At 60.2% G+C, this 23,404-nt stretch carries 23 protein-coding genes; 9 read left to right on the plus strand and 14 right to left on the minus strand.

All coding sequences use genetic code 11. The features are described 5' to 3' along the window. The first annotated feature begins 122 nt into the window (after positions 1–122). From P2W41_RS07425 to P2W41_RS07450, 6 genes are all read left to right on the plus strand, one after another. Positions 123–1,475 carry an NAD(P)-dependent oxidoreductase gene (locus P2W41_RS07425; RefSeq protein ID WP_404934726.1) on the plus strand — a complete coding sequence of 451 codons (1,353 nt, stop codon included), beginning with the start codon at positions 123–125 and terminating at the stop codon, positions 1,473–1,475. A gap of 14 nt (positions 1,476–1,489) precedes the next feature. Continuing rightward, on the plus strand, positions 1,490–2,800 hold the full coding sequence (gene preA, locus P2W41_RS07430; RefSeq protein ID WP_404934727.1) for an NAD-dependent dihydropyrimidine dehydrogenase subunit PreA: 1,311 nt from the start codon (positions 1,490–1,492) through the stop codon (positions 2,798–2,800). Between the two features lie 191 nt (positions 2,801–2,991). Then, entirely contained in the window at positions 2,992–3,483 is a 492-nt protein-coding gene (locus P2W41_RS07435; protein WP_404934728.1) for an RrF2 family transcriptional regulator, read from the plus strand. A 36-nt stretch (positions 3,484–3,519) separates the two neighbouring features. Next, positions 3,520–3,987, plus strand: a complete 468-nt coding sequence (locus P2W41_RS07440; RefSeq protein WP_292896564.1) for a carboxymuconolactone decarboxylase family protein — start codon at positions 3,520–3,522, stop codon at positions 3,985–3,987. A 42-nt stretch (positions 3,988–4,029) separates the two neighbouring features. Further along, positions 4,030–4,404: a DoxX family protein gene (locus P2W41_RS07445; protein ID WP_404934729.1), complete on the plus strand. Its 375-nt coding sequence runs from the start codon at positions 4,030–4,032 to the stop codon at positions 4,402–4,404. Positions 4,405–4,495: 91 nt separating this feature from the next. Then, positions 4,496–5,440: a DMT family transporter gene (locus P2W41_RS07450; RefSeq protein WP_404934730.1), complete on the plus strand. Its 945-nt coding sequence runs from the start codon at positions 4,496–4,498 to the stop codon at positions 5,438–5,440. A 2-nt stretch (positions 5,441–5,442) separates the two neighbouring features. Here the strand turns inward: P2W41_RS07450 and P2W41_RS07455 are convergent, their stop codons facing one another. The 4 genes from P2W41_RS07455 to paaI are packed head-to-tail and all read right to left on the minus strand — an operon-like array spanning position 5,443 to position 8,780. Then, complete coding sequence (locus P2W41_RS07455) at positions 5,443–6,333, minus strand: PaaX family transcriptional regulator C-terminal domain-containing protein (RefSeq protein ID WP_404934731.1); 891 nt, start codon at positions 6,331–6,333, stop codon at positions 5,443–5,445. 40 nt (positions 6,334–6,373) lie between these two features. After that, positions 6,374–6,970, minus strand: coding sequence for a TetR/AcrR family transcriptional regulator (locus P2W41_RS07460; protein ID WP_292896556.1), 597 nt, complete (start codon positions 6,968–6,970; stop codon positions 6,374–6,376). 43 nt (positions 6,971–7,013) lie between these two features. After that, positions 7,014–8,324 (minus strand): phenylacetate--CoA ligase PaaK, encoded by a 1,311-nt coding sequence (gene paaK, locus P2W41_RS07465; protein WP_404934732.1) that lies wholly within the window; start codon positions 8,322–8,324, stop codon positions 7,014–7,016. A gap of 18 nt (positions 8,325–8,342) precedes the next feature. Continuing rightward, positions 8,343–8,780: a hydroxyphenylacetyl-CoA thioesterase PaaI gene (paaI, locus tag P2W41_RS07470; protein WP_292900228.1), complete on the minus strand. Its 438-nt coding sequence runs from the start codon at positions 8,778–8,780 to the stop codon at positions 8,343–8,345. 115 nt (positions 8,781–8,895) lie between these two features. On the opposite strand from paaI, the gene P2W41_RS07475 reads away from it, so the two are divergent. Continuing rightward, complete coding sequence (locus tag P2W41_RS07475; RefSeq protein ID WP_404934733.1) at positions 8,896–10,134, plus strand: cytochrome P450; 1,239 nt, start codon at positions 8,896–8,898, stop codon at positions 10,132–10,134. Positions 10,135–10,151: 17 nt separating this feature from the next. Further along, positions 10,152–12,185, plus strand: coding sequence for a phenylacetic acid degradation bifunctional protein PaaZ (paaZ, locus tag P2W41_RS07480; RefSeq protein WP_404934734.1), 2,034 nt, complete (start codon positions 10,152–10,154; stop codon positions 12,183–12,185). A 51-nt stretch (positions 12,186–12,236) separates the two neighbouring features. Here the strand turns inward: paaZ and pobA are convergent, their stop codons facing one another. Continuing rightward, complete coding sequence (gene pobA, locus P2W41_RS07485) at positions 12,237–13,409, minus strand: 4-hydroxybenzoate 3-monooxygenase (protein WP_404934735.1); 1,173 nt, start codon at positions 13,407–13,409, stop codon at positions 12,237–12,239. A 268-nt stretch (positions 13,410–13,677) separates the two neighbouring features. On the opposite strand from pobA, the gene P2W41_RS07490 reads away from it, so the two are divergent. Beyond that, positions 13,678–14,424, plus strand: a complete 747-nt coding sequence (locus P2W41_RS07490) for a helix-turn-helix domain-containing protein (protein WP_404934736.1) — start codon at positions 13,678–13,680, stop codon at positions 14,422–14,424. Positions 14,425–14,433: 9 nt separating this feature from the next. Here the strand turns inward: P2W41_RS07490 and P2W41_RS07495 are convergent, their stop codons facing one another. The 9 genes from P2W41_RS07495 to P2W41_RS07535 form a co-directional block, all read right to left on the minus strand. Then, positions 14,434–15,417, minus strand: a complete 984-nt coding sequence (locus P2W41_RS07495; RefSeq protein WP_292896544.1) for an ABC transporter substrate-binding protein — start codon at positions 15,415–15,417, stop codon at positions 14,434–14,436. A 45-nt stretch (positions 15,418–15,462) separates the two neighbouring features. Then, entirely contained in the window at positions 15,463–16,323 is an 861-nt protein-coding gene (locus P2W41_RS07500) for an ABC transporter permease (RefSeq protein WP_292896542.1), read from the minus strand. Then, positions 16,320–17,246, minus strand: a complete 927-nt coding sequence (locus tag P2W41_RS07505; protein ID WP_404934737.1) for an ABC transporter permease — start codon at positions 17,244–17,246, stop codon at positions 16,320–16,322. Before P2W41_RS07505 ends, P2W41_RS07500 begins: the two co-directional genes overlap by 4 nt. A gap of 159 nt (positions 17,247–17,405) precedes the next feature. Beyond that, positions 17,406–18,173: an ABC transporter ATP-binding protein gene (locus P2W41_RS07510; RefSeq protein ID WP_404934940.1), complete on the minus strand. Its 768-nt coding sequence runs from the start codon at positions 18,171–18,173 to the stop codon at positions 17,406–17,408. Next, positions 18,170–18,784, minus strand: a complete 615-nt coding sequence (locus P2W41_RS07515) for a hypothetical protein (RefSeq protein ID WP_404934738.1) — start codon at positions 18,782–18,784, stop codon at positions 18,170–18,172. Before P2W41_RS07515 ends, P2W41_RS07510 begins: the two co-directional genes overlap by 4 nt. Positions 18,785–18,848: 64 nt before the next feature. Then, positions 18,849–20,300, minus strand: coding sequence for a dihydropyrimidinase (gene hydA / locus P2W41_RS07520; protein ID WP_404934739.1), 1,452 nt, complete (start codon positions 20,298–20,300; stop codon positions 18,849–18,851). A gap of 51 nt (positions 20,301–20,351) precedes the next feature. Then, complete coding sequence (locus P2W41_RS07525) at positions 20,352–21,602, minus strand: Zn-dependent hydrolase (RefSeq protein WP_404934740.1); 1,251 nt, start codon at positions 21,600–21,602, stop codon at positions 20,352–20,354. Positions 21,603–21,615: 13 nt separating this feature from the next. Beyond that, positions 21,616–21,909 carry a cupin domain-containing protein gene (locus tag P2W41_RS07530; protein WP_404934741.1) on the minus strand — a complete coding sequence of 98 codons (294 nt, stop codon included), beginning with the start codon at positions 21,907–21,909 and terminating at the stop codon, positions 21,616–21,618. A gap of 1 nt (position 21,910) precedes the next feature. Further along, entirely contained in the window at positions 21,911–23,239 is a 1,329-nt protein-coding gene (locus P2W41_RS07535; protein WP_404934742.1) for an aspartate aminotransferase family protein, read from the minus strand. Between the last annotated feature and the right edge of the window lie 165 nt (positions 23,240–23,404).

The following is a 23,404-nucleotide window of genomic DNA, read 5'->3' on the forward strand; positions in this document are numbered from 1 at the left end:
TAAAACATGATTTTTGTAATCATATTAATAATCAAAGAGATACGGCCGCTCAGAAATTTGACCGATTGATAAAAAAATGAAACTGCGTTAGCCTTTCCCCAATAATAAAAGGGGAATACGGAATGGCTGATGGTCTCTATGCGGACGGCATCGCCGCCGGCCGCCTTTCCGGCGAGGAGTACGACAGGAACTTCTCCGACCTGCATCCACCGCTCGACCGCCACGAGGCGGCCGTGGAGGCGGATCGCTGCTACTTCTGCTTCGATGCGCCGTGCATGACGGCGTGTCCGACATCAATCGACATACCCATGTTCATCCGCCAGATCGCGACGGACAATCCGCTGGGCTCTGCCAGGACGATCTTTGATCAGAACATTCTTGGCGGAATGTGCGCCCGCGTTTGCCCGACGGAGACGCTGTGCGAAGAAGCCTGCGTGCGCGAGGAGGCAGAGGGCAAGCCGGTGCAGATCGGCCGGTTGCAACGCTATGCGACCGATGCAGCGCTGGCCGCAGGCGCACAGTTTTATGAGCGCGCTGCGCCAACCGGCAAGCGGGTTGCCATTGTCGGAGCGGGTCCTGCGGGGCTTGCCTGTGCCCATCGTCTGGCCATACACGGGCATGACGTCACGATCTTCGAGGCAAGGCCGAAGCCCGGCGGTCTCAACGAGTTCGGCATTGCCGCCTACAAGACACCGGACGGGTTCGCCCAGGCCGAGGTGGATTATGTGATGGCGATTGGCGGCATCACGCTTGAGGAAGGCAAGGCGCTGGGGCGGGACTTTTCTCTCGGTGACCTTAGCCGGGATTTCGACGCCGTGTTTCTCGGCATGGGGCTGGCCGGCGTCAACGCGCTCGGCGCGGACGGCGAAGATGTGGAAGGTGTTGAGAGTGCGGTGGATTATATCGCACATCTACGCCAGACGCAGGATCTCTCCAGCCTGCCGGTCGGCCGTCGGGTCGTGGTCATTGGCGGCGGCATGACGGCCATCGATGCTGCCGTTCAGGCGCGGCTTCTGGGCGCTGAGGAGGTGACGATCTGCTATCGCCGGGGCCAGGAACACATGAACGCATCCGAATTCGAGCAGGATCTGGCTGCTTCCAAAGGCGTTGTCATCCGGCACTGGCTGCAGCCTCGGCGCATACTCGCTGAGAATGGCAATGTCACGGGGATCGAACTTGAATACACGGCGTTGAAGGATGGAAAGCTGTCCGGCACCGGTGAGACCCTCACCCTGCGCGCCGATCAGGTGTTCAAGGCCATCGGCCAGTCTTTCGAGCCCGGGGTTCTAAACGGCTCCGGCGCATCGATTGCGCTTGAGGGGCATCGCATCAAGGTCGACGAGGAAGGTCGAACCTCGTTGTCGAAGGTCTGGGCCGGCGGCGACTGCATCGCCGGCGGCGACGATCTCACCGTCTCGGCAGTCGCACAGGGACGTGACGCGGCCGAAAGCATCCATCGCGCATTGGCCGGCTGAGGAGCGAGAAACCCATGGCAGACATTCGCAGCAATTTCGTTGGCATCAAGTCTCCAAATCCCTTCTGGCTTGCTTCCGCACCGCCCACCGACAAGGCCTACAATGTTGAGCGCGCCTTCAAGGCGGGCTGGGGTGGTGTCGTCTGGAAGACGCTTGGCGAGGAGGGGCCACCGGTCGTCAATGTCAACGGACCGCGCTATGGCGCGATCTGGGGTGCAGATCGCCGGCTTCTCGGCCTCAACAATATCGAGCTCATCACCGACCGCGATCTCTATCTGAACCTGCGCGAAATCAAGCAGGTAAAGAAGAACTGGCCTGATCGCGCGCTGATCGTTTCGCTCATGGTGCCGTGTGAGGAGGCTGCCTGGAAGGCGATCCTTCCCTTGGTGGAAGAGACGGAGGCCGACGGCATCGAGCTCAATTTCGGTTGTCCGCATGGCATGAGCGAGCGCGGCATGGGCTCCGCCGTGGGGCAGGTGCCCGAATATGTCGAGATGGTCGTGCGCTGGTGCAAGCAGACCACGCGAATGCCGGTCATCACCAAGCTGACACCGAACATCACCGATGTGCGCAAACCGGCCCGCGCCGCTCATGCCGGCGGCACGGATGCGGTGTCGCTGATCAACACGATCAACTCGATCACGGGAGTGGACCTCGACAGCTTTGCGCCCGAGCCCACCATTGATGGCAAGGGATCTCATGGTGGCTATTGCGGCCCTGCGGTCAAACCCATCGCGCTCAATATGGTGGCCGAGATCGCGCGCGATCCCGAGACTGCCGGCCTGCCGATTTCCGGCATCGGCGGTGTCACCACATGGCGTGATGCGGCCGAGTTCCTGGCACTGGGGGCAGGGACGGTTCAGGTCTGCACCGCGGCCATGACCTATGGCTTCAAGATCGTCGAGGAAATGATCGAGGGGCTCGAAAACTGGATGGACGCCAAGGGGCATGCCACGCTTGATGATGTGATCGGTCGGGCGACGCCTAATGTGACCGATTGGCAGTATCTCAATTTGAACTACGTCACCAAGGCACGGATCGATCAGGATCAGTGCATCAAATGCGGACGGTGCCACATCGCCTGCGAGGACACGTCGCACCAGGCGATCACCGCCATGGTGGACGGAAAACGCCATTTCGAGGTGATCGAAGAGGAATGTGTCGGCTGCAATCTCTGTGTCAATGTTTGCCCGGTGGAAGGCTGTATCGACATGGTGCCGCTGGCCGCCGGCGCGCTCGACAAGCGCACGGGTGAGACGGTTCAGCCCGTCTATGCCAACTGGACGACGCATCCCAACAACCCGGCCAAAGTGGCTGCGGAATAGCGGGAGACGGCGGCGGCATACTGCCGCCGTTTCCCTGTACACCCTCTTCACACGCCTCCCTGCGCTAAAAGCCTGCCGCCCGTCTGACCGAGCAACACGGCCATCTGTCAGGAGATGGCAATTGGTGGTTTTGCTTCTATTGCAGATATAAAATATCCAGGATATTAAATATCGATATTATGGAGGTCGAGATGAAGCTAAGCGAAGGTGTCGAGGCAGCAATTCATTGTGCCACGCTTCTTGCGCAGCTGGATGAGGAACGAACCATGCCTGCCAGTGCGCTGGCCGAATATCACGGTCTTTCGCAAAGTTATCTTCTGAAACATCTCAAGCAGCTCACGGCGGCAGGTCTTCTGGAATCTGTTCCCGGCCCCCATGGGGGCTATCGGTTGGCGCGCTCCGCGGATGCGGTCACGCTGCTTGATGTGGTGTTGGCCATCGAAGGTCCCAGACCTGCCTTTCGTTGTGCGGAAATCCGCCAGCGCGGGCCGGGGGCTCTGGAGCCGAAGGCCTATGCGAAACCATGCGGTATCAACGCTGCCATGCTGCGCGCCGAGCAGGCTTACCGCGCCGAACTTCGCAAGACGCGGCTTTCAGATGTGATTTCCGACTATCAGGCGAGCGCGGATCCCCGTTCGCTCGCTTTTGGCTGCGCCTTTGTGGAGCGCCATCAACGTCCATAGGGCTGTGCCCGCATTTAAGAAGAGAAGGACACGACCATGCAGGAACGTCTGAACTACATGAAAACTCAGCCCGAACTGATCGGCGCCGTGCTTGATCTGAAGAAGGCCGTGGATAAATCCGGGCTTGATCGCGGTTTGATCCATCTGGTGAACCTGCGCGCATCGCAGATTAATGGTTGCAGCTATTGCGTCGACATGCATACGCGCGAGGCGCGGAGGGATGGCGAGAGCGAACAACGTGTTCATCTCGTATCGGCCTGGCGGGAATCGCCCCTGTTTACGGATCGGGAGCGCGCGGCCCTCGCGTGGACCGAACGTCTCACCAGGATTTCCGATGGACCGGTGGAGGATGAGATCTATGAAAACATGCTCGAGCATTTTTCTGAAGCGGAGCTGGTGCAGCTCACGGTTCTGGTCGGCCTGATCAATGTCTGGAACCGGATTGCCATACCGTTTCGTTCCGTACACCCGGTCATTCCGGATGCCGTGCGGGAGGTAGCGTAGGGATGTTGCGGCCAATTTATCTGCAAACGATTGGGGTCGATCATGTTTGAAGCAGTACCAGCGTTCATTCCCGTTCTGGGGCGTCTGCTTCTTGGTGGAGCCTTCGTCTTCGCAGGATTGCGCAATTTGGGCAGTATGCCCTTTCTGACGGACGCTCTTCGCGCGCGTGGGGTGCCTCTGGCTTCATTGGTGCTGATGACCGGTATTGCGATCCAGTGCGTGGCCGGGCTCCTGCTGATCCTCGGTCTGTATTCCGCATTTGCCGCACTGGCGTTGATTGCGTTCCTGATCGTCGCAACCCTGATCTTTCACAATTTCTGGGATTATCAGGGGGAGGAGCGGGTCGCTCACCTCAATGGTGTGATCACCAACACGGCACTTGCGGGGAGTTTTCTGCTGGCCTTGGCCATTGGCTGATCACCTGGCGATAATCTTGCAAAGTGCCCGCAAACCGGTTTCGGTTTGCGGGCCTTTTCTTTAAAGACTGGGGGGATAAGGGGAGGCGGGCTTGACCGACACCGTGCACACGAAAGCGGCGCGCCGCGCTGCGCACCGCACAAGCGCGACAGGGGCACAAAAGCGCCTCGGACATCTGGCCATGCTCGGCTTCGCATCGCTGGTCGCCGTGTCGTTTTCGCTGGGCGCGCTTGCAGTGCCGCATATTGGCCCAATGGCGCTCAATGCAGCTCGATTCCTGATCGGGATCATGTTCATGGGTATGGTCGTCAAGGTGGTGCTGCGCCAGCCTTTGCCTGTCCCGCGCTCGCCCTGGCGTTTTGTCATCCTTGGCGGGTTGATGGCGTTTTATTTCGTCAGCATGTTCATGGCGCTGCGTGTCACGAATCCCGTTTCCACCGGTGCCATCTTCACGCTGATGCCGCTTCTGAGCGCATTCTTTGGCTTTCTGATCCTGCGTCAGGTGCCGCGCGGCTGGGTCATTCCGAGCCTGATCCTTGCCGGGCTGGGATCTGTTTGGGTCATCTTTGACGGAAACATCGAGGCAATGCGCCGCTTCGATCTGGGGAAGGGGGAAGTGATTTTCTTCGCCGGCGTGGTGGCGCACGCCGCCTATGCATCGCTGGTTCGGTTCTACAATCGTGGAGAACCGGTCATCGCTTTCACCTTCTGGACGCTCCTGGCAACCGGCATCCTGATTGCCCTGTTCGGCGTTGGAGAAATCATCGCAACGGATTGGTCCGATTTGCCTCCGATCGCCTGGGTCACGATCGTCTATCTGGCAATCTTCACGACGGCCGGCACATTCTTCCTGCTGCAATTTGCAGCTTTGCGGCTCCCGGCCTCCAAAGTGCTTGCCTACAATTATCTGACGCCGACGCTGATCATTGTGTTCGAGGGGCTGCTCGGTCATGGCTGGGCCAGCCTTTCGGTGATCGCAGGCGCGGTTCTCACCATCTTCGGATTGATCATTCTGGCATTATCGCCCGAAAGGTGAACCTATCCGACAAACCGGCGCTGGAAGGTGTCGGCGTTCCTGAGAGGCGGCAGGCCCGTCTGATCAAGCCAGCGCTCACTGGGCGCGACAAGCCGGCGATAGATCTCGTGAACCAGGCTCCTCGCCTCTTCTCCGGGCCAGTCCTTCGGCAGGAGAGCCATTGGCAGGCCGGGATCGCGCAGGACGATCCGTCGCCAGTCATGGATGAGCAGGGTTCGCGCGGCCATCGCGTCGACTGGGTTTGGAAGCGGGGCAGTAGCAAGGCTCTCAGCCAGCGGCGCATATTCGGCAACCAGTTCGCGATAGGCGCCAGCGATCTCGTCTGAGGGCCAGAGGTTTCGCAGCATTTCGGGGTGCTCGGCGCTGGAGCCGTGAATCACCAGCATCTCGCTCAAAGGAGCATCGCCGGGTGCCGTGCCGTCGCGTGGCTCAACGGTGCGTGGAAGGAGATAGATTCCATCGGCGATCTTGAGAAATCCGCCGTCCTTCAGGGTGGCATCATGCACGCCATTGCTGCCGGGTGCGGCGATAGCAACAGTCCACGAACCATCCCAGGCGGGTGGCCCGGCCGCATAGATGCGACGGGTCGCAAGATCAAAGGCGTGCTGACCGTGCTTGTCGAGGGAGAAAAAGGAGTTGCGGCCGCGTCGCTCGCGCACCACCCAGCCGTCGCTGGCAAGTCGCGACATGGCCGTGCGCAGGGCTCCCGCCTCAATGCCAAGCCGCGCCATGACCTCCTGAAGTCCCGCAAGGGGCGCTTCGCCGCCGCGCGGCACAATGGCGTCGCCGAACAGGGTGATGACCAGAGACCAGACACGAGCACGCCCACGCTGATGCAGACGATCGATCAGGTCGGCAAGGGCAGTTTCGGCAGGTTCTGCAGGCACATCCATCTGCTTCAAATGCCATGGGATCGCGGGGCGGGCAAGACCGTCAGTCGAGCTCGGACACCCCGCTCACAAGCAGATGGGTGGCGAGCTTCGCATAGTCCTGTCTTGAAATTCCTCGGTCCTCGCGAAACCACATATAAAACCAGTTGAGCATGCCGAAGAGGCTCATTGTCACCGGTTTCAAGAGCGGTCTGTTGTCGAAGGCCGTGGGATTAACCTGACGCACGGCTTCGGCGAAGATCGCCACCAATTGCCGCTCCAACGCTTTCAACTGCTCCTGTTGTGCCTCGGGGAGAAGCTGGAGGCCGGAAAGCTGAACGCGGTGCTCGTTGTCGGCGTCGCGATAGGCTTCGAGCAGGGCAATGACAAGCTGTTGGAGCCGGGCACGGGGTTCAGCCGCAGCATCGTCTGCTTCTTCCACCGCCTCCACCAGTTCCTGAAGATGTGTCTCGATGATGTCGAAGAGCAGGGCTTCCTTGGAGGCGTAGTAGTGGTAGAGCAGCGCCTTGGAGACGCCCAGCTCCGTTGCAAGCTGGTTCATCGAGGCCCGGTCATAACCGTCGCGTGCGAAAATGCGCGCAGCGCCATGCAGCATGGCGTCGCGCTTGTCGTCGTAATCCTTGGCGCGGGTGCGGGCCATCAGTTTCCTTCGAAATCTGGATGCTTGGGAATTTTGGGTGAGATCACTGTTTTACCCGCCTGTCGATAATGCGTACGGCCTTGCCCTGGCTGCGGGCCACCCCGCCCGGATCGGTCGCATTGACGCGCACCGTCACACCGACCACATCCTTGATGCGTTCGCCGAGCTGGCGGCAGGCGGCGAGGCGGACATCCTCGCCTGCCTCAAGCGAGGCCATTTCCACATGGATCGTCATCGCATCCATGCGGCCTTCCTGCGTGAGCTCGATCTGGAAGTGCGGCGCGAGGCCCGTCACAGTCAGAATCTGTTCCTCGATCTGGGTCGGGAAGACGTTTACCCCGCGCAGGATCATCATGTCGTCCGAGCGGCCAGTGATCTTTTCCATGCGGCGCATGCTGCGCGCGGTACCCGGAAGAAGTCGCGTCAGGTCGCGGGTGCGGTAGCGCACTATGGGGAAGGCCTCCTTGGTGAGAGAGGTGAACACGAGTTCGCCCATTTCGCCGTCCGGCAGCACTTCGCCCGTCTCGGGATTGATGATTTCAGGGTAGAAGTGGTCTTCCCAGATGTGCAGCCCGTCCTTGGTCTCCACGCATTCGTTGGCCACACCCGGACCCATCACCTCCGACAGGCCGTAAATGTCGACGGCGTGCATGTCGAATGCGTCTTCGATTTCGGCGCGCATGGCGTTGGTCCAGGGCTCGGCACCAAAGATGCCCACCTGCAGCGGGCTCCTGCGCGGGTCGAGACCCTGCGCCCGGTATTCATCCAGGATCGAGAGCATGTAAGAGGGAGTGACCATGATGGTCTGCGCCTGAAAATCCTCGATCAGCGTGACCTGGCGTGCCGTCATGCCGCCGGAGGCCGGCACCACGGTGGCCCCAAGCCGTTCCGCGCCGTAATGCGCGCCTAGCCCGCCGGTGAAGAGCCCGTAGCCATAAGCCACATGCACGACATCACCGGGGCGTGTGCCAGACGCGCGGATGGAGCGCGCCATGACTTCGGCCCATGTGTCGATGTCTTTCTCGGTATAGCCCACCACGGTTGGCTTGCCGGTGGTGCCGGACGAGGCGTGAATGCGCACCACCTTTTCGCGCGGCACGGCAAACATGCCGAAAGGGTAGTTGTCGCGCAGATCGGTCTTCACGGTAAAGGGGAATTTGGAGAGATCGGAGAGCTCTTTCAGGTCGTCGGGATGCACACCGGCGGCGTCAAAACTCTTCCTGTAGTGCGGCACATTCTCATAAGCATGGTTCAGCGACCATTTGAGACGCACCAGCTGCAATGCCTGGATTTCATCGCGCGAGGCGATTTCAATAGGATCCAGTTCTTCTTTTCTTGGGGTCAGGTCTTTCATGTGTCTCTCCCGAAGCTCTCAGGCCTCCTCCTCGAAATGTTTGCCGCTGATAACGCGGGAATTGCCACGAAATTCCGCGATCAGCCTGCCGTCCTGATTTTCAACCCGCACGTCATAAATGCCGGAGCGACCGAACCGCGCAACCTCCCGCGCGACTGCTCTCAGCCGGTCGCCGAGCGTGCCGGGTGCCACGAAGGTGATGGAATTGTGCTGTGCGACAACGATCTGGTTGTAGGAGTTGCAGGCAAAGGCGAAGGCCGAATCCGCCAGCGTGAAGATGTAGCCACCATGGCAAATGTCGTGCCCGTTGGTGTGGTGTTTCTCCACCGTCATGGAGAGGGTCGCGCTGCCCGGCGCCACCGCATCGAGGCTGCATCCCAGCCATTTGGACGCATCGTCGCGCGCCCACATCGCCTGCGCGCTGCGCTCCGCGATCTCCTGTGGAGACAGTTGCATTTGTGACATTTAGGCTCCTCCCGAGGCCATCAATGCAATCAGACTTGCATAAACCGACCGGTCGGTCAATAATACTGTTGTGAGGAGGCGGTGGCGCCGCTTCCGGGAGGATAGCATGACGAAAACGGCACAGATCGCTGTGGCGGAAAGCCGAAAACTGGCGGAAGAGTTCGAATTGACGGCATTGCCATCGGGTTTCGTGGAGAATCCGTTTGCGGTGTACCACGCGCTTCTGGAGCATGCGCCGTTGAAGCGCTTCTCTGATGGCTCAGTGATGCTTTCACGCCATGCCGATCTCGATCGCGTTTATCGAGACACGAAAACGTTTTCGTCCGACAAGAAGGCCGAGTTTCTGCCGAAATTCGGCGAGACGCCGCTCTATGAGCATCACACAACGAGCCTCGTCTTCAACGACCCGCCGCTGCACACGCGGGTGCGCAAGATCATGATGGGCGCGCTCACGCCGCGCGCGCTGGCAGCCCTTGAACCGGGGCTGATCACGCTGGTCGATGGCCTTCTTGACCGGATGGAAGAGAAGGGTGAGGTTGATCTGATCGAGGATTTCGCCGCGGCGATCCCGGTCGAGGTGATCGGCAATCTGTTCGATATTCCCCATGAAGAACGCGAGCCACTGCGTGACTGGTCACTTGCCATTCTCGGTGCGCTGGAGCCCGTCCTCAGCGACGAGCAACTCAGATGGGGCAACACCTCCGTCACTGATTTCAAGGCCTATCTCAAGGACATCGCCGATGACCGGCGCCACAATCCCGGCGATCCGGCGACAGATGTGCTGACCCGTCTCATCAACGGCAATGACGGGGAGGAACTGTCCGAGGTGGAGCTTCTGCAGAATTGCATCTTCATCCTCAACGCCGGGCACGAGACGACCACGAACCTCATCGGCAACGCGCTTTATGAACTGTTGCAATGGCCTGAAGAGAAGGCGCGGCTTGAAGCTGACCCGGACTTGATCGCGACCGCCGTCGATGAGTTCTTGCGGTTCCAGAGCCCCAACCAGCTCGGCAACCGCATGGCGGTGGAACCGGTGGAGTTTTACGGTGAAACCGTGGAGCCCGGCACACCTATCCATCTGTGTATTGGTGCGGCCAATCGCGACCCACGCCAGTTCGCCGATCCCGACAGGCTCGATCTGGGGCGCAAGCCCAACAAGCATCTGGCTTTTGCTGGCGGCCCTCATCTTTGCGCCGGTTTTTCGCTGGCACGCATGGAAGGCCGGATCGGCATCTCTCATTTTCTCAAACGTTTTCCCGGCTACCGGCTGACCGGCGAACCTGAACGCACCGGACGCGTGCGCTTTCGCGGCTTCGCCCGGCTGCCGGCGCGGGTGCGCTGACCAACAAGGAGTGTTCCATGAGCGTGATGCGGCTTGAAAGCTATGCGGCGGGGGCGTGGATTGCGCCCTCGGGCGATCTCAAACCCCTGCGGAGTGCGGTTACCGGCGATGTGGTCGCCGAGCTTGGCTCGCAGAAACTGGATTTCGCCCGCATGGCCGATCATGCCCGACAGGTGGGCGGGCCGGCGCTGCGCTCGATGACGTTCCACGACCGCGCCTTCGCCATCAAGGCGCTGGCGCAGTATCTGAACGACCGCCGCGACGCGCTCTACGAGCTTTCCTATGAGACCGGCGCGACCAAGCCCGACTCGATGATCGACATCGATGGCGGCATCGGTACGCTGTTCGTCTACTCCTCCAAGGCGAGGCGCGAGCTGCCCGACGATCAAGTCTATGTGGATGGCGCGCTGGAGCAGCTTTCCCGCTCCGGAAACTTCGTTGGCCAGCACGTGGCGACCCCGCTTCAGGGCGTGGCCGTCCACATCAACGCTTTCAACTTCCCCGTCTGGGGCATGTTGGAAAAGCTTGCGCCGACGCTGATCGCCGGTGTTCCGGCCATCGTCAAGCCGGCCTCCGCCACCGCCTGGCTTGCCGAAGCCTGTTTCCGCATGATCGTGGAATCGGGTCTGTTCCCGGAAGGCGCGGTGCAGTTCATCGCGGGCTCCACCGGAGACCTGCTCGACCGCCTGACCGGTCAGGACGTGGTGTCCTTCACGGGCTCTGCCTCCACCGCATCCATGCTGCGCGCCAACCCGAAGATCATCGGCAATTCCGTGCGCTTCGTGGCCGAGCAGGATTCGCTCAACGCCTCGGTGCTTGGGCCGGATGCAGCCCCTGGGACACCTGAATTCGATGCCTTCATCAAGGAAGTGCACCGCGAGATGACGGCCAAGGCCGGCCAGAAATGCACCGCCGTGCGCCGTATTTTCGTGCCCGACGCGCACCGCGATGCGGTTACCGACGCGCTCATTGCCCGGCTTGAGAAGACCGTGGTCGGCAATCCACGCAGCGATGGCGTGCGGATGGGCGCGCTCGCAAGCCTCGCCCAGCGTGACGACGTTCTTGAGAAGGCGGGCATTCTCGCCACCGAGGCACGCCGTGTGTTTGGCGACCCGGATGCCTTTTCAGTCACCGATGCGGATGCCGGCGCGGGCGCTTTCGTGCCGCCCATGCTGTTCTCCTGCGACGATCCCGATGGTGCTCAGAAGCTGCATTCTGTCGAGGCGTTCGGCCCCGTTTCCACCATCATGCCTTACCGTGATCTCGGCCACGCGCTCAAGCTCGCCAATCGCGGCGAGGGCTCGCTCGTTGCCTCGGTCTTCACACATGATCCGGCGGTTGCCCGGCAGGCGGTGCTGGAGGCGGGCGCATTCCACGGTCGGCTCTATTTCGCCAACCGTGACACCGGCAAGGAGGCGACCGGTCACGGTTCGCCGCTGCCGCACATGGTGCATGGCGGTCCCGGCCGCGCCGGCGGCGGCGAGGAGCTCGGCGGTGTCCGTGGCGTGATGCACTACATGCAGCGCACTGCGATCCAGGCGAGCCCCGACCTCATCGCCGGCATCACCAACCGCTATGTGGCAGGCGCTTCGACCGAGGAGAAAGAGCCGCATCCCTTCCGCCTGACCTTTGGCGAGCTGGAGCCCGGCCGCACGCTCTGGGCCGGTCCGCGTGAGGTGACGCTGGCGGACATCGAGCATTTCGCCGAGTTCACCGGTGATACGTTCTACGCGCATATGGATGAAGAGGCTGCCGCGGCCAATCCGTTCTTCCCCGGCCGGGTTGCACACGGCTATCTGATCCTTTCCTTCGCGGCGGGCTTGTTCGTCGACCCGGCGCCGGGCCCGGTTCTCGCCAATTACGGCCTCGACAATCTGCGCTTCATGAAGCCGGTTTCACCCGGCGACACGCTGAAAGTGCGCCTCACGGTGAAGCAGAAGACGCGCCGCAAGGACGAATATGGTGAAGTGCGCTGGGATGTCGGCGTCTACAATCAGGAAGGCGAGCAGGTTGCCGCCTATGAACTCCTGACGATGAACGCCATGGAGTGACGCTACCGCCAGGCACCATGCCTTTCCTGGACGCTCTCCTTCCTGTGCGGCCTAATAGGGCAGGCCAACGTAGTTTTCGGCCAGCATGGTGAGCGCGGCACGCGACTGGAACAGATAATCCAGTTCCGCATGCTGGATCCGCTGGCCGAAGGTGCCCTGGTCGGGAAACCGATGCAGGGTGCTCGTCATCCACCAGGAAAAGCGTTCCGCCTGCCACACGCGTGAAAGTGCCTTGTTTGAGTAATCGTCCAACCCGGCGGAGGACCGCTCGATATAGAATTCCCGAAAGGCATCAAAGAGATAACGCACGTCGCTCGCAGCGAGATTCAAGCCCTTGGCACCCGTGGGGGGCACGATGTGAGCGGCGTCGCCCGCCAGGAACAGGCGGCCGAAGCGCATCGGCTCTGCCACAAAGGAACGCAGGGGAGCGATGGATTTCTCGATTGAGGGTCCGGTGATCATCGCTTCGGCCGTTGCTGTTGGCAGCCGGTTGCGGATCTCGTCCCAGAAGCGTTCGTCGGACCAATTCTCGACGCGCTCATCGGCGCTCACCTGAACGTAGTAGCGGCTGCGTGTTGTTGAACGCATGGAGCACAGTGCGAAACCGCGAGGGTGGTTCGCGTAAATCAGCTCGTCGCCCACCGGAGGTACCTCGGCGATGATGCCAAGCCAGCCAAAGGGATAGACACGCTCGAAGGTTTCGATGGCGTCCTGCGAGATGGACTTGCGCGAAATTCCGTGGAAACCATCGCAACCGGCGATGAAATCGCAGTCGATGCGGTGGCGCTTCCCGTTTTTCGTATACGTCACATAGGGATGTGCACCATCAAAACCGTGCGGCTGAACCTCTCCGGCCTCATAGACGGCGACTGCGCCAGCGGTTTCGCGCCCGTCCAACAGGTCCTGCGTGACCTCCGTCTGTCCATAAACAAGAACGCGTTTGCCACCCGTCAGACCACGGAGGTCAACCCGGTGACGGCGGTCGTCGAATGCCAGATCGAAGCCGTCATGGGGCAGGCCTTCGCGACGCATGCGCTGCCCGACACCGGCTTCATCGAGCATTGCGGCAGTCCCTTCTTCAAGCACGCCAGCGCGGATCCGCGACTGCACATGTGTTCTGGAGGCCCGTTCGAGAATGACATTGTCGATGCCGGCATTGGTAAGAAGCTGTCCGAGCAACAGCCCGGCCGGGCCAGACCCGATTATGACGACTTGTGTTCGCACGCTGAAACCTTCCTCCACCGGGAAGGGCAAGACTGGAAGAATCGATCCTGGCCGACAATGGACATTTGTCGCAAACGATTGCACTTTTCGATCATATTTGAAGAGAAGACCGATGCGGACCAGAGTTCCAAACTACCGACTTTATGAAGAGAAATCAGATGAATCCTCTGATTTCTGGCTCCATTGTGAAACGCTCTCTGCTCGCAGTGCACTGCACAATTGGGAAATTTCTGTCCATCGGCACAACGCGCTTTTTCAGCTGTTCTGGATGACCGCAGGAGAGGGAAAGCTGATTGGCGATGAAACGGCAGGCAAGCCGTTTTCCGCCCCCTGCGCCATCTTCATTCCTCCGGATGCGGTGCATGGGTTTCAATTTGCGCGAGGCTCTGAAGGCATTGTCGCAACGGTTCTTGCAGACCGGCTGGCCCTGCCGCGTGCATCAGACAGGGCCTTTTCCGAGCATTTCACCAAGTCGCGCATTGTGCCCATGGAAGGGGAAACCGCAGGTGAGGCGGCACATCTGCAGCGCCTCTTTCCGCAACTGCTTGAAGAGCATGGCAACGCGGCCGTTCTGGGTCGAGACTGGTTGCTGGACATGCATGTCACCGAAATTCTGGTTCGGCTGGCGCGGGTTGGCGTGCGGACATCCACGCCCGAGCCACAGGGCAGCTCCAGCAGTGACAGCCGGCGGCTGTTGGCATTGGAGACGCTGATCGCTGCGCATTTTCGCGAGCACCGCCCGGTCGCCTTCTATGCGGAGAAAATCGGCGTGTCGGTGGCGCAGCTAAACCGGATCGCACGACGGGAGGCGGGTGCGAGCGTCTCGCGATTGCTCGCACGCCGCCTGATTGATGCGGCGCGCCGTGATCTGGTCTTCACGCCAACCCCGGTTCAGGCGATAGCCTATTCGCTGGGGTTTCAGGACCCGGCCTACTTCAACCGCTTTTTCCGGCGTCAGACCGGCACTACGCCGGGCGTCTATCGGGAGACGCAACGGCGCAGGCTGGCGTCATGATGCCAGCGGTCACATCGCCTTTTTGGTCACCTCGTGGGTGAAAGCGCCTTCCGGCTCCTTGGTGATCACCGGATCGTCGCCTCCCTGCAGCAGTGTCTCGACGGTCTGCTGATAGGCGGCTTCATCCAGCTTGGCATCTTCACCCAGAAGCTTGGCGATCTCGCCCATCATGCGCGTCTGGTGCTTTTCGGTCTGCGCACCGGTCGCATCATTGTCGAGCACGATCATTGCCGCTTCTTCCGGGTTATCCTTCGCCCACATCCAGCCCTTCATTGAGGCTTTCACGAAACGGGCCATCCTGTCCACGAATTCAGGGTCCTCAAGCTTTTCCTCCAGAACGTAGAGCCCGTCCTCCAGCGTCGCCACGCCCTCGTCGGTGTAGTTGAAGACCACAATGTCGTCTTCGGTAAGCCCGGCATCGATCACCTGCCAATATTCATTGTAGGTCATGGCGGTGATGCAATCGGCCTGTTTCTGCAAAAGCGGGTCGACATTGAAGCCGATCTTCTGGATCGTCACGCCATCTTCCGATCCGTCGCGCGGCAGGCCAAGTTTCGACAACCAGTTGTAGAGCGGATACTCATTGCCGAAGAACCAGGTTCCCAGCGTCTTTCCCTTGAAGTCTTCCGGCTTTTCGATGCCGGTTTCCCTGCGGCAGACCATGGTGAGGCCCGATCGGGCAAACGGCTGGGCAATGTTCACCACCGGGGCACCCTTTTCCCGCGCGGCAAGGGCCGAGGGGAGCCAGTCCACCATGACATCGGCGCCACCGCCCACCAGAACCTGGACCGGCGCCGTATCGGGTCCACCGGGCTTGATCTCGACGTTCAGATCTTCTTCTTCGTAGAAGCCCTTGTCTTTGGCGACATAATAACCGGCGAACTGTGCCTGCGTCACCCATTTGAGCTGCAGCGTCACGTCATCGGCGGCGATTGCCTGCGAAGCGGTGAGCATCAGCATACCGGATAAGAGGCCTTTCACTGCGTGTTTCATCTTTGCTTCCCTCTTTGATTGGGCCGCTGTTCTCCGCGCGGCCGGTTATCCACTCCTCATGGATGGATGCCAGAAGGTGACAGCGCGCTCCAGAAGCGCTACCGCACCATAAAAGAGTGAGCCTGCAAGCGCAGCCATCGCGATTTCGGCCCACACCATGTCGATGTTCATGCGCCCCACTTCGGTGGAGATGCGGAACCCCATGCCCACAATCGGCGTACCAAAAAATTCGGCGACGATGGCCCCGATCAGCGCAAGTGTGGAGTTGATCTTCAGAGCATTGAAGATGAACGGCGCCGCCGCCGGCAGGCGCAGTTTGAACAGCGTCTGCCCGTAGGACGATGCATAGGTGCGCATCAGGTCGCGGTCGATGGCGGATGACGCTGAAAGCCCCTCGACCGTGTTCACCAGCATGGGAAAGAAGGTCATGATGATGACAACCGCCGCCTTGGATGGCCAGTCGAAGCCGAACCACATGACCATGATTGGCGCGACGCCGATGATCGGAAGGGCGGAGACAAAATTGCCGAGCGGCATCAGGCCGCGCTGCAGGAAGGGCGAGCGATCGATGGCGACGGCTGTCAGGAAGCCCGCGCCGCAGCCGATCGCGTAGCCGATCAGCACGGCTTTCAGAAAGGTCTGCTGGAAATCGGCCCACAGGGTCGGCAGGGACGATGTGATGCGCGCCCAGATGGCGCTCGGTGGCGTCAGGAGCACGGGCGAAATGTTGAAGCCGTGCACCAGTCCTTCCCAGACGACGAGAAGCGTGATGCCGAAAATGGCGGGGATCAGGAGGCCAAGCGCGCGCTTGGCCTTTGGCGAGCGCGGGTTCAGCCTGGCGAGCCACTCGTTCAGCGCCCATGCGGCGGCCCAGAAAAGGAGAGCTCCGGTCAGCGCCCAGTTCATGGCTTTTCTCCCATCCGCGCCATCACCATGCGCTGGCCGATGCCAACCACACCCACCAGAATGGCGGCGAGTGCGGCAGCCATGAAGAGGGCCGACCAGATCTGCACCGTCTGGCCGTAATAGGAGCCGGCCAGAAGCCGCGCGCCGAGGCCGGAGACAGCACCCGTCGGCAGTTCGCCGACAATCGCCCCCACAAGACTGATCGCGACCGCCACCTTCATGGAGGTGAAGAGATAAGGAAGTGCGGCCGGCCAGCGCAGCTTCCAGAAGGTCTGTGCACCGCTGGCATTGTAGGTCCGCATCAGATCGAGCTGGAAGGCTTCGGGACTGCGGAAGCCTTTCACCATGCCCACGACCACGGGAAAGAACGAAAGATAGGTGGAGATCAGCGCTTTGGGCAGAAGGCCCGACAAGCCGATGGCGTTCAGCACCACGATGATCATCGGCGCGACCGCGAGGATCGGGATTGTCTGGCTGGCAATCACCCACGGCATGACGGATTTGTCCATGGCTCGATTGTGCACGATGCCAATGGCAAGCAGCACGCCGAGCGCGGTGCCGATCACGAAGCCGAGCAGGGTGGAGGAGAGGGTGACCCAGGCGTGATAGAACAGGTTGCGCTTGGATGTGAGCCGCGTGCCAACCGTGGTTTTCCAGATCTCCGCCACCACCTGATGCGGCGAGGGCAGCACGGGCCGCTCCTGCGCCATCGTATCGCGCACGAGATCGGCGGCTGTCCATTCTGTCCCCGCTCGCTCATAGGCGTCGATCTGCCATGGGGCGTTGAGATAGACGGTGAAGGCGTACCAGATCAGGAGAATGACGCCGAGCACGATGAGGATTGGCAGCGTCTTGCCTTCCACCGCTCGGCGGAAGACGGGCGTTGTGGTGCGGGTCGGGGCTGTGTCCGTCGCCGCCGTCATGGCGTCACCTTTGGGGCGGGGTGCTGCCCCTCATCCGCCTGCCGGCACCTTCTCCCCGCACGCGGGGAGAAGGACGAAGCGGCGACGTCTATGCCTCCTTCTCCCCGCCTGCGGGGAAAAGGTGAGGATGAGGGGCGAGCGCAAGCGGCAATCATTGGCTCAATCATCGCCATGCCCCGCTCTAAGGCCCTCGCGCACCCGGTGCGCGATTTCAAGAAACTCCGGCGATTCCCGGATGTCGAGCGGCCTTTCTTTCGGCAATGGCGACACGATCACATCGGTCACGCGGCCAGGGCGCGGCGACATGACGATGATGCGCGTCGAAAGATAAACCGCTTCCGGGATCGAGTGGGTCACGAAGCCGATGGTCTTGCCGGTGCGGGCCCACAGGTCGAGCAATTGCTCGTTCAGATGGTCGCGCACGATCTCGTCGAGCGCGCCGAACGGCTCGTCCATGAGGAGAAGATCAGCGTCGAAGGCCAGCGCACGGGCAATCGATGCGCGCTGCTGCATGCCGCCGGAAAGCTGCCAGGGAAACTTTTTCTCGAAGCCGGCAAGATTCACCAGATCGAGCGTGCGGTGCACGCGCTCTTTCTGCTCCGCCTTCGAATAGCCCATGATTTCCAGCGGCAGGGCGACATTCTGCTCGATGGTGCGCCAGGGAAAGAGCCCTGCTGCCTGAAACACATAGCCATAGGCCCGTTTGCGGCGTGCCTCTTCCGGGCTCATACCATTGACGAGGATTTCGCCGGCGGTGGGCTGCTCCAGATCGGCGATCACGCGCAAAAACGTGGTCTTGCCGCAGCCCGATGGGCCGATGAATGAGACAAACTCGCCCTTGTTGATGGTCAGGTCCACATCGGCGAGCGCGCGCACCGGCCCGTCATTCGTTGAGAATGTCAAGGTCAAGCCACGGGCCTCTATCATAGCGGTGAGATCCACGAGCAATTTTCAATTTCTTCAATGCTCAAACGTTTACGAATTTCCATTGCTCGCTCTCTTGATCGTATTAAATCCCATCGTTCCTTATGTGGATCATTTCCTTTTATTATTTCCATTGCGCAAAAAAGAATGCTTCTTACGTATTCTGAGTTATCAATAATGTATTCTATATATCCTTGCCCTAAATGCGTTTCATTCAAATAGTAATTGTTTTTTGTTCTTCTCATATATCTTATTAATTTAATTGCATATCTCTCGCTTTTACCTCTTTTTGCGGAAATTATTCTACCATGAACGATTGATTTTCTGAAATCCCATATTTCATCCATCATGTAACCAAATGCGTTCAAATTTAAGTAATCTTCATTATCTCCTACGGTTCTTAACTGCGGGATTTCTATATAGCATTTTATTATAAAATATAATTTTTCTTCCATTTTAGTTGGCGCATTTTTTGATATTCTTTTACTCGTAACTGGGTATTTGTTGTTGAATTCGAATATAAATTCATCAATAGAAAATTCTAATTTTGCTATTTTGGCCACAACGTAGCCAATTAATGTGTATAAATCTTTGTTGATTTGATCTTCGTTCATTAGTGTTCAGATTTTCGGATAAATAAATTTTTTTCTTATCATGAAAATACTAGTTTGTGGGCGATTATACGCCGCTCGCCGGAATGCCCGTCCGCTCCACCTTGCGCGGCGCGGTCACTTCCTTCCATTGCGAAAGCGCCCGGTTCACCGCCATGTGCGGTTTGCGCCCCACGAATCTTCCGTGGCCCGGCTTCGGCTTCACCGCGCCATCCTCGACCACGATCTCGCCGCGGGACAGAACGGTCTTTGGAAGGCCCTTCACCTCAATACCCTCGAACACATTGTAATCGATGGCCGATTGCTGGCTTTTTGCCGAAATCGTCTTCGTGGCTTCGGGATCCCAGATCACGATATCCGCATCCGCGCCTTCAACGATCGCACCCTTTTGCGGATACATGTTCAGGATTTTTGCAATATTGGTGGAGGTGACGGCGACGAATTCATTCATGGTCAGCCGGCCAGTGTTGACTCCATAGGTCCACAACACTGGCATGCGGTCCTCAAGCCCGCCGGTTCCATTGGGGATTTTTGTGAAATCGCCTACGCCATAGCGTTTCTGGTCCGTCGTGAAGGCGCAATGGTCGGTCGCCACCACCTGCAGCGATCCCGCCTGCAGGCCCGCCCACAGCGAATCCTGATGTTGCTTGTTGCGGAAGGGCGGGCTCATCACGCGGCGTGCCGCATGGTCCCAGTCGGCATTGGCGTATTCGCTTTCGTCCAGAACCAGATGCTGGATAAGCGGTTCACCGTATACGCGCATGCCCTTCTGCCGCGCCCGGCGGATCGCCTCGTGGCTCTGCTCGCAGGAGGTGTGCACCACATAGAGCGGCGTGCCTGCCATGTCGGCGATCATGATGGCGCGGTTGGTGGCCTCGCCCTCGACCTCCGGCGGGCGCGAATAGGCGTGCGCCTCCGGCCCATTGTTGCCTTCCTCCAGCAGCTTCGCCTGAAGCTGCGCGACCACATCGCCGTTTTCGGCGTGCACAAGCGGCAGCGCGCCAAGCTCGGCGCAGCGCTGGAACGACGAATACATCTCGTCATCGTCCACCATCAGTGCGCCCTTGTAGGCCATGAAATGCTTGAAGGAGGTGATGCCCTTTTCCACCACCTCAGGCATCTCGTTGAACACCTGCTCGCCCCACCAGGTGATCGCCATATGGAAGGAATAGTCGCAGGTCGCACGCGTCGACTTGTTGTCCCACATCTGGATGGCTTCCAGAAGGGACTGGCCGGGCGAGGGCAGGCAGAAATCCACCACCATGGTCGTGCCGCCGGAAACCGCGGCGCGCGTTCCGCTTTCGAAATCGTCGCTGGAATAGGTGCCCATGAAGGGCATTTCCAGATGGGTGTGCGGGTCGATCCCGCCAGGCATCACATAGCAGCCGGTGGCGTCGATCTCGTGATCGCCATGAAGATCGTGGCCGATCGCCACGATCTTGTCATGCTGCACGAGAATGTCTGCCTTCCACGTCCGGTCAGCCGTGACGATGGTTCCGTTTCTGATGACCTTGGACATGAGTTTCCCCTCTTGTTTTGTTGTCCTCGGCGGATCTAAAGGATCGTCAGATCATTCGACGATCTCCGCCGTTTCCACCACGGCATGGAACAGGACGTCCGCGCCCGCCTGTGCCCACTCCTTCGTGATCTCTTCCGCTTCATTGTGCGAAAGCCCGTCGACGCAGGGGCACATCACCATGGCGGTCGGCGCTACCTGATTGATCCAGCAGGCGTCGTGTCCGGCGCCCGAAACGATGTCGCGGTGCGAATAGCCAAGCCGTTCGGCGGCGTCGCGGATCGCCTTCACGCAGCCTTCGTCGAAGGTAACCGGAGCGAAATGGCCGACCGGCTCGATCTCGAACGTGATGTCGAGTGCATCACAGATGGTCTCGATGCCGGCCTCGATCTTCGCGCGCATTGCGTTCAGCGTCTTCTCGTCAGGCGAGCGGATGTCGACGGTGAACACCGTCTTGCCCGGAATGACGTTGCGGGAATTGGGATAGACCTCCACGTGGCCGATGGCGCCCACCGCGTTTGGCTGGTGGTCCATCGCCACCTCATGAACCAGCTCCGTCACCCGCGCCATGCCGAGCCCGGCATTGCGGCGCTTGGGCATCGGCGTCGAGCCGGTGTGGCTCTCCTTGCCGGCCAGCGTTACCTGCAGCCACCACAGGCCCTGCCCATGGGTGACGACGCCGATATCGACTAGCTCGTCCTCAAGGATCGGCCCCTGCTCGATATGCAGTTCGAAGAAAGCCTTCATCTTGCGCTGGCCGACGGGCTCGTCGCCCTTCCAGCCGATGCGCTCCAGCTCGTCGCCGAAGCGCTTGCCTTCCGCGTCCGTGCGGTCATAGGCCCAGTCGCGCTCATGGACGCCCGCAAACACGCCCGACGCCAGCATGGCCGGGGCAAAGCGCGTGCCTTCCTCATTGGTCCAGTTGGTCACCACGATGGGGTGTCTGGTCTTGATGCCCAGATCGTTCATCGAGCGGATGATTTCGAGCCCGCCCAGAACGCCGAGCACGCCGTCATATTTGCCACCTGTCGGCTGGGTGTCGAGATGCGAGCCCACATAGACGGGCAGGGCCTCCGGGTCGGTGCCTGCGCGAGTAGCAAACATGGTGCCCATCTCGTCCACGCCCATTTCGAGCCCGGCTTCCTCGCACCATTTTTGAAAGAGCTTGCGGCCTTCGCCGTCTTCGTCGGTCAGTGTCTGACGGTTGTTGCCCCCGGCGACACCGGGCCCGATCTTCGCCATCTCCATGAGTGAATCCCAAAGGCGGTCGGCGTTGATCTTCAGATTCTCGCCCGGTGCGGCCATGTTGTGTTGTCCCTTACTTTAATTCCACTTCGACGAACGACATCGGTTTGTCGCCGCCGTTGATGACATTGTGCTCCACACCCTCGTCGCGGCGGTATGAAACGCCTGCTTCAAGGTTGTTGTGCGCGGTTTTGCCGCCCGGCATTTCCAGATGGAAGGCGCAGGGCGTGAGCGTGGTGATCACATAGTCCATGCCATGGCGGTGCCAGCCGGTTTCCGCGCCCGGCGCGAAATCCCAGCGGGTCACGCGCACGCGCTCGTCGTCGATCAGCACTTCATGGGTGGCCTTTTCGCGTTCCGCCCCCATGTCAGTCGATCATCCTCAAAACGTCGCGCAGATTGTCGATCAGCTCGTCGATCTGGCCTTTCGAGATGATCAGCGGCGGCGAAAGGGCGATGATGTCGCCGGTGGTGCGGATCAGGAAACCGCGCTCATAGGCTTTCAAAAAGGCAGAGAAGGCGCGTTTGGTCGGTTCGCCGGGAATGCCCTCGAGCTCCACCGCGCCGACAAGGCCGATATTGCGGATGTCGATCACATGCGGTTCGCCCTTGAGCGAATGCAGTGCATCGGCCCAGTGGTCGGCAAGCTCCGAGGCGCGGGTTAGCAGCCCTTCTTCCTGATAGGTGTCGAGCGTGGCCAGACCCGCCGCGCAGGCAATCGGATTGCCCGAATAGGTGTAGCCGTGGAAAAACTCGATCAGGTGCTCCGGCCCGTTCATGAACGCATCGTGGATTTCCTTCTTCACAAACACCGCACCCATCGGGATGACACCGTTGGTCACACCCTTGGCGGTGGTCATGATGTCCGGCACCACGCCGAAATAATCCGCCGCAAACGGCGTGCCAAGGCGGCCGAAACCGGTGATGACCTCATCGAAGATCAAGAGAATACCGTGTTTGTCGCAGATGTCGCGCAGACGCTTCAGATAGCCTTTCGGCGGGATCAGGACGCCTGTGGAGCCGGCCACCGGCTCGACGATCACCGCCGCCACCGTCGAGGCGTCGTGCAGCGTGACGATGCGCTCCAGCTCGTCGGCCAGGTCGCCGCCATGCTCGGGCTCGCCGCGCGTGAACGCGTTTTCGCCGGGCAGATGCGTGTGCGGCATGTGGTCGACGCCCGTCAGGAGCGTGCCGAACATCTTGCGGTTGGCGACGATGCCGCCCACCGAGATGCCGCCGAAATTCACGCCGTGATAGCCGCGCTCGCGGCCGATCAGCCGGAAGCGGGAGCCGTCGCCCTTTACCCGGTGATAGGCAAGCGCGATCTTCAGCGCCGTGTCGACGCTCTCCGAGCCGGAGTTGGTGAAGAACACATGGTCCATGCCTTCGGGGGCAATTGCCGCCAGCCGGTTGGCGAATTCGAATGCGATGGGATGGCCCATCTGGAAGGCGGGCGCATAGTCGAGCTGTGCCGCCTGCTGCTGAATGGCTTCGGTGATCTTCGGCCGGCAGTGGCCGGCATTCACGCACCATAAGCCTGCCGTGCCATCCATGATCTTGCGGCCATCCTCGGCGGTAAAGTGCATGTCCTTGGCGGCGACGAGCATGCGCGGCGTTTCCTTGAACTGCCGGTTCGCGGTGAACGGCATCCAGAACGCAGACAGATCGTTCGGCCTCTTGTTGAGCCTGTCGAGCATGACCAAGCTTCCCCTGATTGTTGTTTCGCTCGGCTTGTCCCGGTCAATGCTTGGTGCTTTGCGCGAAGATATGCTACGCAATTTTTGACCGTTTGGACAAACGTTAACACCGCCATGTTGGCGGTCAAGGGGATAGTAGGGGAAATGTCCTTGCGCTGGCGCATT

The sequence above is a fragment of the Nitratireductor sp. L15S-10 genome, from assembly GCF_045011005.1.
Lineage (GTDB): Bacteria > Pseudomonadota > Alphaproteobacteria > Rhizobiales > Rhizobiaceae > Nitratireductor.

Bases quoted from the DNA above. Each gene is read 5' to 3' on its own strand.
- P2W41_RS07425 (WP_404934726.1), top strand. From the start codon at position 123: ATGGCTGATGGTCTCTATGCGGACGGCATCGCCGCCGGCCGCCTTTCC.
- preA (WP_404934727.1), top strand. From the start codon at position 1,490: ATGGCAGACATTCGCAGCAATTTCGTTGGCATCAAGTCTCCAAATCCC.
- P2W41_RS07435 (WP_404934728.1), top strand. From the start codon at position 2,992: ATGAAGCTAAGCGAAGGTGTCGAGGCAGCAATTCATTGTGCCACGCTT.
- P2W41_RS07440 (WP_292896564.1), top strand. From the start codon at position 3,520: ATGCAGGAACGTCTGAACTACATGAAAACTCAGCCCGAACTGATCGGC.
- P2W41_RS07445 (WP_404934729.1), top strand. From the start codon at position 4,030: ATGTTTGAAGCAGTACCAGCGTTCATTCCCGTTCTGGGGCGTCTGCTT.
- P2W41_RS07455 (WP_404934731.1), bottom strand. From the start codon at position 6,333: ATGGATGTGCCTGCAGAACCTGCCGAAACTGCCCTTGCCGACCTGATC.
- P2W41_RS07460 (WP_292896556.1), bottom strand. From the start codon at position 6,970: ATGGCCCGCACCCGCGCCAAGGATTACGACGACAAGCGCGACGCCATG.
- paaK (WP_404934732.1), bottom strand. From the start codon at position 8,324: ATGAAAGACCTGACCCCAAGAAAAGAAGAACTGGATCCTATTGAAATC.
- paaI (WP_292900228.1), bottom strand. From the start codon at position 8,780: ATGCAACTGTCTCCACAGGAGATCGCGGAGCGCAGCGCGCAGGCGATG.
- P2W41_RS07475 (WP_404934733.1), top strand. From the start codon at position 8,896: ATGACGAAAACGGCACAGATCGCTGTGGCGGAAAGCCGAAAACTGGCG.
- paaZ (WP_404934734.1), top strand. From the start codon at position 10,152: ATGAGCGTGATGCGGCTTGAAAGCTATGCGGCGGGGGCGTGGATTGCG.
- P2W41_RS07490 (WP_404934736.1), top strand. From the start codon at position 13,678: ATGACCGCAGGAGAGGGAAAGCTGATTGGCGATGAAACGGCAGGCAAG.
- P2W41_RS07495 (WP_292896544.1), bottom strand. From the start codon at position 15,417: ATGAAACACGCAGTGAAAGGCCTCTTATCCGGTATGCTGATGCTCACC.
- P2W41_RS07500 (WP_292896542.1), bottom strand. From the start codon at position 16,323: ATGAACTGGGCGCTGACCGGAGCTCTCCTTTTCTGGGCCGCCGCATGG.
- P2W41_RS07505 (WP_404934737.1), bottom strand. From the start codon at position 17,246: ATGACGGCGGCGACGGACACAGCCCCGACCCGCACCACAACGCCCGTC.
- P2W41_RS07510 (WP_404934940.1), bottom strand. From the start codon at position 18,173: ATGATAGAGGCCCGTGGCTTGACCTTGACATTCTCAACGAATGACGGG.
- P2W41_RS07515 (WP_404934738.1), bottom strand. From the start codon at position 18,784: ATGAACGAAGATCAAATCAACAAAGATTTATACACATTAATTGGCTAC.
- hydA (WP_404934739.1), bottom strand. From the start codon at position 20,300: ATGTCCAAGGTCATCAGAAACGGAACCATCGTCACGGCTGACCGGACG.
- P2W41_RS07525 (WP_404934740.1), bottom strand. From the start codon at position 21,602: ATGGCCGCACCGGGCGAGAATCTGAAGATCAACGCCGACCGCCTTTGG.
- P2W41_RS07530 (WP_404934741.1), bottom strand. From the start codon at position 21,909: ATGGGGGCGGAACGCGAAAAGGCCACCCATGAAGTGCTGATCGACGAC.
- P2W41_RS07535 (WP_404934742.1), bottom strand. From the start codon at position 23,239: ATGCTCGACAGGCTCAACAAGAGGCCGAACGATCTGTCTGCGTTCTGG.